Raw genomic sequence first — 13,705 nt, forward strand, 5'->3', positions numbered from 1 at the left:
ATTGCTGGATGGCTTCATGAGAGTGCCGGCCAGCGGCCGGCACTACCGTTGGGTCGTTACATCCAGCCTGGCACCACGAACACCAGCCAGGCCAGCAACGGCCCCAGTGCCACCACCAGGCCGCTGTAGACCAGGAAGCGGCGGAACAGGGTCTCGCGCTCTTCCTTCGCTGCCGAGGCCACCACCAGTGCGCCATTGGTCGAGAACGGGCTGACATCGACGATGGTGGATGACACCGCCAGCGCGCAGATCACGCCGGCGGCGCTGAGGTGGCCCTGCATCAGGAACGGCACCGCCAATGGGATCGTCGCGCCGAGTACCGCTGCCGACGAAGCGAATGCGGAGACGATGCCGCCGACGTAGCAGACCAGCAGCGCACCGAGCAGCGGGATGCCGATGTCGGACACACCGTTGCCGATGAAGTCCACCGCGCCGGCATGTTCCAGCACGCCGATGTAGGTCACCACGCCGCAGATCAGCAGCACGGTGGACCAGCTGATGCCATCGACCGCACCCTTCTGGCTCTGCGGGGACAACAGCGCCAGCGCCACCGCCACGGTGATCGAGACCAGGCCGACGTTGAGGTTGTAGATCAGCGCGGCCACGCCCAGGCCGAGCAGGCCGATCAGGGTGAACAACCGCTCGCGGGTCAGGTTCACCGCATCCAGTGCCACCGGATCATTGCTGAGCGTGCCGCCGCCTGCCGCGACCAGCGCGCCATGACCTTCGATCGCGAACTGGCGCGACGACGCCTGCGGGCCACCGGCCATCGCCAGCTCGGCATTGCCGAGTGTTCCTGCTGCGGTGATCGAGCCACGGCGCAGCAGGGCGATGCCACCAAAGGCGAAGAAGCAGATCGTCGCCATCATGAAGTTGAAGCCCAGACTGGTCAGGAACACCGCCATCTCGGTCACTTCCAGCCCGGCTTTCTGCACCACGCCATTGGTGATGCTGCCGTACACGCTGATCGGCGAGAAGCCGCCCGCCTGCGCACCATGGATGACCAGCAGGCCCATCATCAGTGGATTGATGTTGTACTGCTTGGCAAAGCGCAGCGCGACCGGGCCGATGATCGCGACCGCCGCTGGGCCCAGTGCACCGAACGCAGTGAGGACCGCGGTGATCACGAACATCACCCACGGAATGGCCACGATATGGCCGCGAACGGCTTTCACTGCCCAGTGCACCAGCAGGTCGATGGTGCCGTTCTTCTGCGCGATGGCGAACAGATAGGTGATGCCGACCAGGGTCAGGAACAGATCGCCGGGAAAGCCGGCCAGGACCTCCTTGCCGCCCATGTCGACCCACAGCCCGCCGATGATGAAGGCCAGCGCGAAGGCGACGGCACCCATGTTGATCGGCATCGCGGTGGCGACGATGAACATGATCACCAGACCGATGATCGTTGCGATTTGTGGACTCATGCGCCCTCCCAGACACGTGACTCACGTACAGCGCGGATGGAGACCCGCCATCCCGGGGCAAGGCGACGTACTGCGTGTTGCGTGATACGTACTGCTCGAACCCGTTACTGCAGCCGCTCCAGCGCGCTGCGGACCCACGCCGCGGCGCCTTCAAGGCTCTGGAACTCTTCCACCGCGCGCACTTCGCAACACGGATAGGCCGGCGCGATCATGCGCGCCAATGCGTTGCCCGGGCCCAGCTGCAGGAACACCCGCGCGCCACGCTCGAAGGCCTGGCGCATCACCTGCGCCCATTCGATGGTCTGCGCGAGCTGCGCCGACAGCGTGTGGACTGCCGTTGCGCGATCCCGCACCGGTCGCGCATCGATGCCGGCCAGCAGCGGCAGGCGTGGGGCCTGCAGTGGCGAGGCGTCGAGTGCGGCAGCGAACGGTGCGACCGCCGCTGTCAGCAACGGTGTGTGTGCAGGCACGTGCACCGGCAGTGGACGGATGTCCGCACCCTGCGGCCGCGCGGCATCGGCCAGCCGCTGCAATGAGGCGTGCGTGCCGCCCACGATGAAATGGTCCTGCCCGTTGGCGATGGCCACGTGCGCTCCGTGCAGATCGCACAGCGGCTGCAGTACATGGCGTTCCAGGCCAAGCACTGCCTGCAGGCCTGCATCGGCGGGGCTGGCACTGTCCATCAACAGCGCGCGCTGCGCAGCCAGGGCAAGGCAGGTGGCCGCATCGACGCCGCCGGCGATGGCATGTGCGGCCAGCTCGCCGATGCTGTAACCCGCGATCACCGTCGGCGTTGGCAATACCTCGCGCAGGCCCTGCCAATGCGCCAGGCTTGCTGCGCACAGCAGTGGTTGCGCCCGCACATTGTCGAAGTGGTCGTCGGCCGCCGCAGCGGCGAATACATCGCGGCCGAGCAGTTCGCTCGTGGCATCGAGCACCGGCCGCGCGGCAGCCAGATCGCGCACGCGATCGAACATCGCCGCGTGCTGCGCGCCTTGGCCGGGGCAGAGCAGGGCCAGGCTCATGCCTGCTCCTGCTGCAGCAGGAACAGGCTGCAGGCCAACAGGTCTGCGCTGCCGCCCGGGCTCAGCCGGCGCATGACGAAGCCGTCACCGATGCGACGCAGATGTACCTGCCAGTCCGGCGCGAAGGTGCCGCCGGCGTCCAGGAAGGTGCGTGCCTGCCGCTGGGCCCAGCGCAGGCCGTCGGCGCCGCCGCGGTGCAGCAGGTTGAGGTCATCCACGCACGCGATCAGCTGCATCAGGGTCTGGCACATCGCGGCCTCGCGTGGGAGGCCGCTGGCCAGTGCGTGGCGCAGGGCAGGCAGTGCCACTTCGCGCAGCAGCGGGTAGCCGGCGGCCGCTTGTTCGCGCACACCTTGCACGCCGTGCCGTGCACGCGCGCGCTGGCCAGGGCTGTTCGCATCCAGAGGTGCGTCGGCGAGCTCGGGCGCCCAACGGCGCACTTCCTGGCAGACCTGCTCGGCTGCGGCGACGCGGCCCGCGCGGCCCCAGCAGGCAGCGGACGCGGCCACCAGCAGGCCAAGGCTGAAGATCGCACCGCGATGGGTGTTGATGCCCGCAGTGGCGTGCAGCATCGATATCTCGGCGGCGATGCCATGCCGGCGCAGCGTCTGGAACGGCGCCGCGCCGGCACCGGCGTCGGCCACGGCGATGAAATAGTGGCGCAACGCGAACAGGCTGCGCAGGAAGGTGCCGGCATCCATGTCGTGGTGGCTGCCGCGATCGAACGGTGTAACCAGTCCCGGTTTGGGGGCAAGGGCCAGTTCGGCGTGCAGGCTGGCGATGGCAAGGCGCCCCAGGCGCGCGCTGTCCACCGCCGGGGTGGACCGGGCGACGCGCTTCACGACGGCGTTCATGCGACAACTCCAGTGGCGTTGAACAAGGCCTCGCGCAGTTCCAGAGCGGCACCATCAATGCGTTTGACCAGTACTTCGCGGCTGCGACCGGCGTATTCGCGCCAGTTCACCGCGCCACCATCCACCAGGCACAGTTCGCCATCCACGCGATGCCCATAGGCGCTTTCCCAGTGCTGCAGGCGTTCGACCAGCAGGTCGGCCTGGCGCGCGTCATCCACCTGCCACAGCAGGTCGATGTCCGAGCGCGGGTGCACATAGGGCAGTCCGGTGAGGTGCTGCCATGCGAAGGCGCCGAACACGCGGGCCGGTGCAAGCCGCAGCATTGCCTGCAACGCCGCCTGCCAATCCGCCGGAACGCCGCCGGCGAGAACGTGATCCAAGGGAGGGGGAGGCTGCAGCTGCTGGACGTCCTGCAGGGCCACGCGCAGCGCCAGCCGTTGCTTGCCTTCGCTTGGCGGTAGCGGTACCCCCAGGCGCAGCCGAGGGTCGGGGTCGTCCGCCGCACAGCGCGCCACCATGGCCGGCAGGCCCTGCGCGAACCACGCTGCCAGGCGTGGTTTCTGTGCAGTCACGTCAGCCCGCCAGTCGGCATCGGCCGACAGCCAGGCCAGCGTGTGGCGGGCGGGCCGCTCAGGCATCGCCGTGGGCCACCGCAGTCGAAACCCCTGCCGCCAGGGTACGACCGCCGCGCTGTGCGCCGCGTGCGGCACGCAGGTCGCCTTCGGCGGGCGTGCGCAGCGCCTGCAGCAAGTGCTGGGCAAGATCCCCCTCCCACAGCGATTCCACCGCACCCATCGCCACGTAGTTCTCCACGCCCGGCGCGAACACCGGCGAGGTCTGGCTGAGTGCCTGCAGTTTCTCCAGCGGTTGCTTGGTCACCCGCGCCATCGCGCGCAGGTCCATCACCCGCACCTGTGCATCGGGCAGGGCGTGGATGTGGTCGGCCATCAGGCCGAACGACAGAAAGCCGCCGCTGACCGACTCGCCATAGACCAGGGTCACCAGCCGCGCACCGCGTCGGCGTGCCAGATCCAGCGTCTGCGCCAAGTGAGCGAAGTAGCCGTTGATGCCAAGCAGTTCGTCGCGCCGCGCCAGGCGCTGGCCAGCGGTGTCCACCAGCATCACGATCGGTCGCTGTGGAAGCGCGGCGGTACTGGCAAGCACGGTTTCGGCCAGTGCCAATGCGTGGTCCACGCCGACTTCGAGTTTGTCGGCGGTACCGATCACGGTCACCTCGCCATCCTCGGTGGTGGCGCTGCCGGTCAGCACCGAATCGTTCACCGCAATGGCATGCCCATGCGGGAACAGGGCATCGAGCAGGGTCTGCAGCGGCATGCTCATGGCAGGCTCCGGTCGGCGGTGGCGATGAGGAACGCATCGGTGTCGAGCAGCGGCAGTCGCTCGGGGGCAGTGATACCCAGCCGCGCCCAGATCTCCAGGCCATCGCGGCAATCGCCCCAGGCCTGCACGCGCGCCTTCAGTGCCGCATGGCGTTCCTGCAGCGCGGCCAGTGCAGTATCTGGATCGGTGCTGCTGGTATCGGGCTGCAGCGCATTACTGGCAGCCTGCGCGAACGCCTCGATGGCATCGGGCACCAGCACCTGTGCCTGGTCGATCAGGTAGCGGTGCTTGCCTCCCGTTATGCGCCAGACCAGCGCGCGATCGCGGGAATCGAACTCTTCCACACCACGCACGGTCTCGATTACTTCCGGCCCGGACAGTGACAGCCGGCCTTCCTCGGACATGACCACCGTGCTGCAGCAGCGGGCGACGATGCCCATGCCACCGAATGCGCCGTTGCCGCTGCCGATCAGCGCCACCACAGGGACGCCTGCAGCGCGCGCATCCAGCGTGGCGCGCATGATCTCGGAAATGGCGATCAACCCCGCGTTGGCTTCGTGCAGGCGCACGCCGCCGGTATCGAGCAGCAGCAGCACACCGTCAGGTCGGGTTTCTGCTGCACGGTGCAGCAGCCCGGTCAACTTGGCGCCGTGCACCTCGCCCACGCCGCCGCCCATGAATTCACCCTGCTGTGCGGCCAGCAGCACGCGTCGGCCGCGCAGTGTGGCTTCGCCGACAACGATGCCGTCGTCGAACGCCGCGGGCTGGTCGAGCTGTGCCAGGTGCGGGCTGATCATCCGCCGCGCCGGGCCGAGGAATTCGCGGAACGAGCCGGCGTCGGCCAGGCCGGCGATGCGCTCGCGTGCATCGGCTTCGTAGTAACTGTGGCGCTGCGTCCGGCTCATCGTGGATCTCCAGCAAGCAGGGTTTCCACCGCCTGGCCCAGGCGCAGGCTGACCACCGCCGGGGTCGCACCGGCATCATTGATCGAGACGCGTACATCGCGCAGCGGATGGCGCTGTGCGAAATCACCGATCACCGCCTCCCATACGCGGCCAAAGCCCTGCGCGGCGGTGATGATGCGCACCGTCATCGCGCCGTCCAGTGCGGCCGGTTCCAGCAGGATTTCCAGGTTGCCCGAGGCCAGTACGCCGACCAGCACTGCATCGCGCGGAAACTGCACCGCCGTGTGTCCTTCGAATCGATAGTCGAGGGTTTCCATGCTCAGCCCCTTACCAGTTGCGGAAGCGCTTGGGCGGGTCGTACAGGCCGCCGGACCAGCGCACCAGGTCCTTCACCGAACGCGCCGCAAGCAGGTCACGGCTGGCATCGCGCACGGAGATGCCGAGGTCATCGGGACGGCGGATCACGCCGCGGTCGCGCAGGTTCTCCACCATCGCGCGGTCGCGCCCCATGCCCACGGCGGTATAGCCGGACACGCCGCGGATCGCCTGTTCGCGCTCTTCAGGGGTGCGGCACAGCAGCAGGTTGGCGATGCCTTCTTCGGTCAGTACATGGCTGACGTCGTCGCCATAGATCATCACCGGTGGCAGCGGCATGTCCGCGCGCTCGGCCAGCTCCCAGGCGTCCAGCCGATCGACGAAGGCCGGTGCCATGTGTTCGCGGAAGGTTTCCACCATCTGCACCACCAGCTTGCGGCCACGCGGCATCTCACCGGGGCGTGCGGCCTGCTGGCCGGCCTTGACCCAGGCCTCGCTGGCATGGCGGCGGCCACGTGCATCGGAGCCCATGTTCGGTGCGCCACCGAAGCCGGCGATGCGGTCGCGGGTGGCGGTGGAGCTGTTGCCCTGCAGGTCGATCTGCAGGGTGGAACCGATGAACATGTCGCAGGCATACAGGCCGGCGGTCTGAGAGAACGCGCGGTTGGAGCGCATCGAGCCATCGGCACCGGTGAAGAACACATCGCTGCGTGCGGCGATGTACTTCTCCATGCCCAGTTCGGAACCGAACGAATGCACCGATTTGACGAAGCCCGATTCGATCGCCGGAATCAGTGCGGGGTGTGGATTGAGGGCCCAGTGCTGGCAGATCTTTCCCTTCAGCCCGAGCGATTCGGCGTAGGTCGGCAGCAGCAGCTCGATGGCCGCGGTGTCGAAGCCGATGCCATGGTTGAGGCGGTTGACGCCGTACTCGGCGTAGATGCCCTTGATCGCCATCATCGCCATCAGCACCTGGATCTCGGAGATCTGCGCCGGGTCGCGGGTGAACAGCGGCTCGATGTGGTTCGGCTTCGGGGCCTGCACTACGAAGTTGACCCAGTCAGCAGGGATATCGACGCGGGGCAGGGTGTCGACGATCTCGTTGACCTGGGCGATGACGATGCCGCCACCGAACGCGGTTGCTTCGACGATCACCGGGGTGTCTTCGGTGTTGGGGCCGGTATAGAGGTTGCCGTGGCGGTCGGCCGCCTGCGCGGCGACCATCGCTACGCGGGGCGTGAGGTCGATGAAGTAGCGGCCGAACAGTTCCAGGTAGGTGTGGATGGCACCGATCTGGATGCGCCCTTCGGCCACCAGGTTGGCCAGCCGCACCGATTGCGGGCCGGAGAACGAGAAGTCCAGCTTCGAGGCGATGCCGCGTTCGAACACATCCAGGTGCGAGGGCAGCGACAGCACCGACTGCACCATGTGCAGGTCATGCACCCGCGCGGGATCGAGGTCAGCCAGGCACTGGGCGAGGAAGTCGGCCTGCTTCTGGTTGTTGCCTTCCAGGCAGACCTTGTCGCCCGGCTCCAGCAGCGCGTGCAGCAGCTCGCCCACGTCGGTGGCGGCGACCTCACGTCCCCGGGCCCACTGTGCGGCACGTTCCAGGCGGGCCTGGCGGCTGCGTTCCAACGTATCCCAGCTCGGGTTCATCGACCGGCTTCCGATTGGTGTCGATGTAATTACGGCATAATTACAGTCGGGCATGCAACCCGCACTGCAGCAAAAAGAAGGGCCCGCGCGAAGGCGGGCCCATTCAGATTGAAATGGAGGATGACCCGCATCGATCGGGGTAGTGCCGGCCGCTGGCCGGCTCCGCGTCATCGATGCATCGCTTGGAGCCGGCCAGCGGCCGGCACTACCGTTTCTGGTGGCTCAGAACTTCCAGCGCAGGCTGGCCGACACGAAGCGCGGTTCGCCGTAGTTGTTGTAGTCCAGATTCGCCCAGTAGGTCTTGTCCAGTGCGTTGCGCACGCTCAGCGTTGCCGTCCAGTTGTCGCTGATGCGGTAGTTGGCGTTGAACTGCACCAGCATGTAGGCCGGCTGGTTCACCGTCACCGTGCCGCCCAGCGGGTAGGCGATGTTGTAGCCCTGCACCTTGCTCTGCCACTGCACGCCACCGCCAACGCTCAGGCGTTCCAGCGCACCGCGCAGCTGCAGCTGGGTGTTGAGCTGCAACAGATCCTTCGGCGGGTTGGCGTACAGCAGATCGGTGGCGGCGCGGGTGACCTTGACGTGGGTGTAGCCGGCATTGACCATCCAGCCCGGCAGGATCTCGCCATTGACGTCCATCTCCCAACCGCGCGCCTTGGTGCCGTTGACGCCGACGTAGGCGGAGGTGCCATCGCTCAGCGAACCCTCCGGCACGCCCATGTCACGCACCGCGTAGTTGTCCTGCTTGGCTTCGAACACGGCGGCATTGGCGGTCAGGCGGCCATCGAACCACTGCGTCTTGATGCCCGCTTCCAGGTTCGAGCCCTGTACTGGCGCCAGCAGGTTCTCGTTGCGGTCCTTGAAGTTCTGCGGGTTGAAGATCTCGGTGTAGCTGGCGTACGCCGAGACGTTCGGCGTGATGTCGTAGACCAGGCCCACGTACGGGGTGACTTCATCACTCACCTTGTATGCACCGCTGGTGCCGGTGTAGGCGCCTGCGGCGTTGTAGGAGCGGCTGAGGGTTTCCCAGCGGCTCAGGCGTGCGCCGGCAATCAGCGACAGCGGATCGGCCAGGCGCAGGCGGGTGGCCAGGTAGATGCCACTCTGCGTGGTCTTGGCCACGCGGCGCGCGCCGGTACGGCGGTAGGTGACCTCGGAGATATCGCCGTTCCAGCTGTACACGTTGGGAATGTAGTAGCAGCGTTCGCGTGCACCCGTGGCGCTGACACACGTTGCCCAGTCGGCCGGGAAGTTCAGTGCCAGGGTATTCGTCGTGCCTTCCAGGTCCGACCACTGGGCCCCCACAGTGAGGTCGTGGTCGCGGCCGAACAGATCGAAGCTGCCGGTCAGGTAAGCATCGACGTTGCGCCGGGTGTCCTTCGAATCACCGGCGGCCGCGCGCAGGAAGATGCCCGAGCCGGTCACCGGGTCCGGGTTGCCGGTGCCGTACAGGCGCACATTCTGCACGTTGCCGCGGGTGTAGGCGGTGTTGATCTTCAGCAGCCAGTTGTCGCCGAAGCGCTGTTCCAGGTTGGCGAAGGCAGTGTTGCTCTCGCGCTTCCAGTAGCTCCACTTCGGCGACAGGTTGGTCGAGCGCGGCAGGTGCGCAAAATTGCCCTGGTTGTCGAAGAACGGCACGGTGCCCCAGGTCGAGCCGGTCGGATTGTTGTCCTGGCTCTGGTAACCGAGGGTGATCGTGGTGCTGTCGGTGACGTCGCCTTCCAGCACCGCCATGCCGGCCATCTTGTTCTCGTCGTAGCGGTCGTAATACAGGCCACGATCGGTATAGGCGGCGACCACGCGGCTGCGGAAACGGCCGTCATCGGTCAGCGGCGCGGTCACGTCCGCCTCCATGCGCCGATAGTCCCAGCTGCCGGCGCTGACCGCGAACGAGGCATCGAACTCCTTGCCCGGCCGCTTGCGCAGCAGATTCACCGTGGCCGACGGCACGCCGGCGCCGCTGAGCAGGCCGTTGGCACCGCGGATCACTTCGATGCGGTCGTAGAAAGCGGTGTCGTATTCCTGGTTGGTGGAACCGCTGTAGGTGGGAATGCCATCGACCTGGAAGTCGGTGATGGCGAAGCCGCGTGCGTAGTACAGCGGGCGCTGGGTGTCATAGAAGGACACGCTGACGCCGGTGACGTTGCGCATCACGTCGTTGATGCTGAACAGCGATTCGTCCTGCAGGCGCTTCAGGCTGATCGCAGTGGCCGACTGCGGGGTTTCCTGCAGTGTGATCGCCAGGCGGGTGGTGCTGGATGGCGGAGCGGACTGCTCGGCACGGACGCTGACCCGGTCCAGGGTCTTGGCGTCGGATGCATCGGCGGCGGCCTCGGCGAACGCCGGAGACGCGACCAGCGCGAGCGAAGAGAGCAGGGCAGCCGGCAGCAGCGCGCGGCGGGGCAGGCGGTTACGGAACGTCAGGGACATGGTGGGTTCGAAGCTCGGAGACGGGAAGGGGGCGGCAACAGTCGTCCAGCACCCGGGGCGGCGGCTTCGGGCACATCAGGTCCATCTGGGAGGGGCGCGGTCACTGCGCAGGGCGCAAATGTAAATAATTCTTAACAACATTACAATTCGCGTCATTGTGCATAGGATTCCCGGCGCCGGGCATCGCTTTCTGCAGCAGGGAGCGGCCCAAACGCGAACGGCCACCCGAAGGTGGCCGTCCGTGTCTGCTGCAGGGAATCTGCCAGGCTTACAGCGCCTGCAGTTCCTCGTTGGCGTTGCGCTTTTCCTTGGCTGGTGCCGGAACCGCTGCCGGCACCACCGCAGGAGCGGGCGATGCCGCGTCCGCATCCACCGGCACCTCCAGGTACGGCAGGCGCAGGGTCTGGCTGGTCAGCGTGCGGATCTCGTTGACCAGCGCGGCGTTGTCGTTGAGCTTGCGCCCGTACGACGGCACGATCTCGCGCAGGCGGGTTTCCCAGCCGGCCTTCATCTGGTCCGGGAAGGCCTTGGCCATCAGGTCCAGCATGATCGGCGGCGAGGTCGATGCACCCGGCGAGGCACCGAGCAGGGCGGCGATGGTGTGGTCCTTGTCGGTCACGATCTCGGTACCGAACTGCAGCACCGGGCCCTTCAGCGGATCACGCTTGATGATCTGCACGCGCTGGCCGGCGGTGACCAGCTTCCAGTCGCCCGGCTTGGCATTGGGGAAGTACTTGACCAGTTCGGCCTGGCGATCAGCATCGTTCAGGCGTGCCTGGGCCATCAGGTACTGCACCAGGTCCAGGTTGTCCTTGCCCACTTCCAGCATCGGGCCAACGTTGTTGTGGGTGACCGAGGAGTACAGGTCCCACCACGAGCCGTGCTTGAGGAACTTGGTGCTGTACAGCGCGAACGGCCCGAACAGGACCACCGGCTTGCCGTCCAGCTTGCGCGCATCCAGGTGCGGCACCGACATCGGCGGCGAACCGGTTTCGGCCATGCCGTAGGCCTTCACACCGTGGCGCGAGGTCACGTCCTGGCCCTGGAAGGCGAGGAACTGGCCACCGACCGGGAAGCCGGCGTAGTCCTTCGATTCCGGAATGCCGGACATCTGCAGCAGCTTCAGCGCGGCGCCACCGGCACCGATGAACACGAAGCGGGCGTGGGTGGTGGACTCGGTTCCGGCCTTGAGGTCCTTTACCGTCACGTTCCAGCTCTTGTCAGCGTTCTGCCGCAGTGCGCTCACTTCGTGGTTCAGGTGCAGGCTGAAGTTCGGGCTGCGCTGCAGGCCGGTGGTCAGCTGGCGGGTGATCACTCCGAAGTTGACGTCGGTGCCCAGCGGCATCCAGGTCGCGGCGACCTTCTGCTTCGGGTCACGGCCTTCCATCAGCAGCGGTGCCCACTGCTTGATCTGTGCCGGATCCTCGGAGTACTGCATGCCGTAGAACAGCGGATTCTTCACCAGGGCCTGCTGGCGCTTGTGCAGGTAGGCGATGTTGTCATCGCCCCAGACGAAGCTCATGTGCGGGGTCGGGTTGATGAAGTCGCTGGGCTGGCTCAGGCGGCCTTCCTTCACCTGGTGCGACCAGAACTGGCGCGAGACCTCGAACGATTCGGCGATGCCGACCGCGCGCTTGGTCTCGATGCTGCCGTCGGGCAGTTCGGGGGTGTAGTTCAGTTCGGCGAAGGCCGAGTGGCCCGTGCCGGCGTTGTTCCAGCCGTCGGAGCTTTCACCGGCGACGCCGTCGAGGCGTTCGTAGACCTGGATGTTCCAGTCCGGCTGCAGTTCCTGCAGGTAGGTGGCCAGGGTGATGCTCATGATGCCGGCGCCGACCAGCACAACGTCGACGGGCTTGTCGTTGCTGGCGGCGGGCACCGAGCGCTGGGTCAGCGGCCAGTACAGGAACAGCGCGGCGGCCAGCAACAGCAGCACGAGCAGGGCGAGCAGGGCCTTGCCAAATTTCTTCATGGGGGCGGGATCGTTGGCGGAGGGGAAGGGGTCAGGATGCGCGTGGGGCAGGGAAAGGGCGTGAAGAAACAACGCCTTGCGCCATCCATCCGCGATTCTAACCGGATCCGGTCTGTTTTTGATGCAACGCAGCATCCGGCGTTTCGCGCCATCCTCACCCGCTAGCGCCGGGTGATACCCGGCGAACGAAGCCTTGCCAGCGTCAGGCCATCCCTGGCGACAGCTTCACTCAGACCAGCTCAAGAATCTCGTCACCGGCCTCGTCGACCTGCCCGGTCGGGCGCCAGCCCAGGCGCCGGTAGAAGCCATGCGAGCGCGAGCGTGGGTCGGCCGAACAGGCCAGGAACAGGCGTTGGTGGCCGGCATCGCGGGTCAGGCTGACCACGTCCTGCAACAGCTGCCGACCGATGCCGCGGCCTTCATACTCGGGCAGCAGGGCCAGCACCAGCACCTCGCCGCTGTCGCGGTCGGCGAAGCAGTAGCCGGCCATGCGCTCGCCCTCCCAGGCGACGCGGCCGATCGAATCGCCCTGGGCGATGCCGGCCGCCCAGCTGTCCTCGGTGATGCCCAGCTCTGCCAACTGCGCGGCGCTGAAGGCGTTTTCGCGGGTGCGCCCGCGCAGGTCGATGCAGGCGGCGGCATCTTCGGGGCGCGCATCGCGGACGAATACAGGCATGCAGGGCATCCTTGCAGTGATCGGCCGACCAGTATCCGCATCACGCATCGACCCGGTGTGGAGACTTCGTGGAGATTGGATGGAGCAAAAAGGGGACGGAGGGGATTAAGTCGTCTTTGCCCAGAATGTCGTTTGGGCCTTAAACGACTTAATCCCCTCCGTCCCCTTTTTGCGGCGCTGCCTCAGCGCTTGCGCCGCACCAGCGCTGAGGAGGCATCCAGCACGGCGCGGGTCAGCAGGGCCATGGTCTGGACGTCACCCTTCCAGTGCTGCCAGTACAGCGGCACGTCCTCCCACGCGCGCTGGCGTACGTAGACCAGGCGGCCGGCGTCCAGGTGCCGTTTGACCAGCGGCAATGGGTTCATGGTCCAGCCCATGCCGCCCAGATTGGCCTGCACGAAGGCGCGGGTGGAGGGAATCCACCAGGTCGGCGCGGTGCTGGGCAGGTCGTCGCCGGCCATGCGCCGGGCAAAGCGCGACTGCATTTCGTCCTTGCGGTTGAACACCAGCACCGGCGCCTGCGCCAGCGCCTGCGCGGTCACGCCCTTGGCAAAATGGCGTTCGCGGAATTCGGGGGTACAGGTGGCGGCGTAACGGATGCTGCCCAGCGCGTGGATCTGGCAGCCCTGCACCGGCTCGTCCAGCGTGGTCACCGCACCCAGCACCGTGCCCTGGCGCAGCAGTTCGACGGTGTGGTCCTGGTCCTCCACGCGCAGGTCCAGGGTGGTGCCGGTGCTCTGTGCGAACTGCGAGGCGGCCTGCGGGAACCAGGTTTCCAGGCTGTCGTGGTTCACCGCCACCGGAATGCTGGCCTGCGGCAGGTCCTCATCGGCCAGGCCCATCCGGTGCAGGGCGTCGTGCTCGAGCAGGGCGGTCTGCTCGGCCAGCTGCACCAGCACCTGGCCCTCGGCGGTGGCGGTGGCCGGGGTGCCGCGCTTGACCAGCAGGCGACCGACCCGGTCCTCCAGTGCCTTGACCCGCTGCGAGATGGCCGAGGGCGTGACATTCAGCGACTGCGCGGCGCGGTCGAAGCTGCCTTCGCGGATCACTGCGGCGAGGGCGCGCAGCTGGGCATGGTCGATACGCATCGAATTAAGTTCCGCTAATGTT

Annotated in this window: 12 protein-coding genes; all 12 read right to left on the reverse strand. The window is 66.9% G+C overall.

The window, feature by feature from the left end; genetic code table 11:
* Positions 1-56: 56 nt before the first annotated feature.
* Positions 57-1,424, reverse strand: coding sequence for an SLC13 family permease (locus ACZK3J_RS05550; RefSeq protein ID WP_032127621.1), 1,368 nt, complete (start codon positions 1,422-1,424; stop codon positions 57-59).
* 104 nt (positions 1,425-1,528) lie between these two features.
* Complete coding sequence (mdcH, locus tag ACZK3J_RS05555; protein ID WP_197655874.1) at positions 1,529-2,449, reverse strand: malonate decarboxylase subunit epsilon; 921 nt, start codon at positions 2,447-2,449, stop codon at positions 1,529-1,531.
* Complete coding sequence (mdcB, locus tag ACZK3J_RS05560; protein ID WP_317217504.1) at positions 2,446-3,303, reverse strand: triphosphoribosyl-dephospho-CoA synthase MdcB; 858 nt, start codon at positions 3,301-3,303, stop codon at positions 2,446-2,448. Before mdcB ends, mdcH begins: the two co-directional genes overlap by 4 nt.
* The gene (gene mdcG / locus ACZK3J_RS05565) at positions 3,300-3,941 is read right to left on the reverse strand and encodes a malonate decarboxylase holo-[acyl-carrier-protein] synthase (RefSeq protein WP_197655876.1); all 642 of its coding nucleotides are present in this window, start codon (positions 3,939-3,941) and stop codon (positions 3,300-3,302) included. The genes mdcB and mdcG overlap by 4 nt, the downstream gene beginning before the upstream one ends.
* Positions 3,934-4,638: a biotin-independent malonate decarboxylase subunit gamma gene (gene mdcE / locus ACZK3J_RS05570; RefSeq protein WP_100437554.1), complete on the reverse strand. Its 705-nt coding sequence runs from the start codon at positions 4,636-4,638 to the stop codon at positions 3,934-3,936. Before mdcE ends, mdcG begins: the two co-directional genes overlap by 8 nt.
* 2 nt (positions 4,639-4,640) lie before the next feature.
* Complete coding sequence (locus ACZK3J_RS05575) at positions 4,641-5,549, reverse strand: biotin-independent malonate decarboxylase subunit beta (RefSeq protein ID WP_197655877.1); 909 nt, start codon at positions 5,547-5,549, stop codon at positions 4,641-4,643.
* Positions 5,546-5,866: a malonate decarboxylase acyl carrier protein gene (mdcC, locus tag ACZK3J_RS05580; RefSeq protein ID WP_197655878.1), complete on the reverse strand. Its 321-nt coding sequence runs from the start codon at positions 5,864-5,866 to the stop codon at positions 5,546-5,548. Before mdcC ends, ACZK3J_RS05575 begins: the two co-directional genes overlap by 4 nt.
* 10 nt (positions 5,867-5,876) lie before the next feature.
* Positions 5,877-7,520 (reverse strand): malonate decarboxylase subunit alpha, encoded by a 1,644-nt coding sequence (gene mdcA / locus ACZK3J_RS05585; RefSeq protein WP_197655879.1) that lies wholly within the window; start codon positions 7,518-7,520, stop codon positions 5,877-5,879.
* Between the two features lie 222 nt (positions 7,521-7,742).
* Positions 7,743-9,950 carry a TonB-dependent siderophore receptor gene (locus ACZK3J_RS05590; RefSeq protein ID WP_197655880.1) on the reverse strand — a complete coding sequence of 736 codons (2,208 nt, stop codon included), beginning with the start codon at positions 9,948-9,950 and terminating at the stop codon, positions 7,743-7,745.
* 268 nt (positions 9,951-10,218) lie between these two features.
* Positions 10,219-11,919, reverse strand: coding sequence for a malate dehydrogenase (quinone) (gene mqo, locus ACZK3J_RS05595; RefSeq protein ID WP_121503932.1), 1,701 nt, complete (start codon positions 11,917-11,919; stop codon positions 10,219-10,221).
* 229 nt (positions 11,920-12,148) lie between these two features.
* A complete protein-coding gene (locus ACZK3J_RS05600) occupies positions 12,149-12,595 on the reverse strand; it encodes a GNAT family N-acetyltransferase (RefSeq protein ID WP_088431600.1) in 447 nt (148 codons plus the stop codon).
* Positions 12,596-12,777: 182 nt separating this feature from the next.
* Positions 12,778-13,683: a LysR family transcriptional regulator ArgP gene (locus tag ACZK3J_RS05605; RefSeq protein ID WP_010483397.1), complete on the reverse strand. Its 906-nt coding sequence runs from the start codon at positions 13,681-13,683 to the stop codon at positions 12,778-12,780.
* Positions 13,684-13,705: the final 22 nt, after the last annotated feature.

The organism is Stenotrophomonas sp. 86428_Sma (assembly GCF_056481585.1).